This window comes from Pseudomonas sp. ES3-33, from assembly GCF_000952175.1.
GTDB classification, from domain to species: domain Bacteria; phylum Pseudomonadota; class Gammaproteobacteria; order Pseudomonadales; family Pseudomonadaceae; genus Aquipseudomonas; species Aquipseudomonas gregormendelii.
Genome location: NZ_JZRI01000017.1, coordinates 1 through 1,114, shown reverse-complemented (window position 1 = coordinate 1,114; position 1,114 = coordinate 1). Strand labels below are relative to the sequence as shown.

General features: G+C 62.1%; 1 protein-coding gene. It reads left to right on the top strand.

Annotated features, from left to right (window positions below; all coding sequences use genetic code 11):
- Positions 1 to 1,114, top strand: a 1,114-nt coding sequence (locus tag UB23_RS02375) for a tandem-95 repeat protein (RefSeq protein ID WP_045057741.1), incomplete at both ends; no start/stop codon positions are given.

Genomic DNA, 1,114 nt, shown 5'->3' with positions numbered 1-1,114 from the left:
AGCGTCACCCCGGTCGATGACAACTTCACCGATGCCAGCGAAACCGTGTCCACCCTTGAAGACACTGCCGTGACCGGCAGCGTCCTCACTGGCACCTCGAGCGTCGACGGCGACGTGACCGTGGTCAACTTCACCATCGGTGCGAACACCTACACCGCCGGCAGTACGGCGACTATCGCCAATGTCGGCACCCTGGTCATCGCGGCGAACGGCGCGTACACCTTCACCCCAGCCGCCAACTACAACGGCAGCGTGCCAGTGGTCAGCTACACCGTCACCGACGGTTCCGGTAGCAATGTCACTTCGACCCTGAACATCAGCGTCACCCCGGTCGATGACAACTTCACCGATGCCAGCGAAACGGTCTCCACCCTGGAAGACACTGCCGTTACCGGCAGCGTCCTCACGGGTACCTCAAGCGTCGACGGCGACGTGACCGTGGTCAACTTCACCATCGGTGCGGACACCTACACCGCCGGCAGCACCGCGACTATCGCTAATGTCGGCACCCTGGTGATCGGGGCGAACGGGGCGTACACCTTCACCCCAGCCGCCAACTACAACGGCACCGTTCCAGTGGTCAGCTACACCGTCACCGACGGTTCCGGTAGCAATGTCACTTCGACTCTGAACATCAGCGTCACCCCGGTTGATGACAGCTTCACCGATGCCAGCGAAACGGTCTCCACCCTTGAAGACACTGCCGTTACCGGCAGCGTGCTGACTGGTACCTCGAGCGTCGACGGCGACGTGACCGTGGTCAACTTCACCATCGGTGCGAACACCTACACCGCCGGCAGTACGGCGACTATCGCCAATGTCGGCACTCTGGTCATTGCGGCCAATGGCGCCTACACCTTTACTCCGGCCGCCAACTACAACGGCAGCGTGCCAGTGGTCAGCTACACCGTCACTGACGGCTCTGGCTCTGACGTCACCTCGACCCTGAACATCAGCGTCACACCGGTTGATGACAGCTTCACCGACCTCGGCGAAACCGTGACCACCACCGAAGATGCACCCGTCTCCGGCAGCGTGCTGACCGGAACTTCCAGCGTCGACGGCCCGGTCAGCGTGCTTAACTTCACCATCGGCGAAACCACCTACGCCGCTG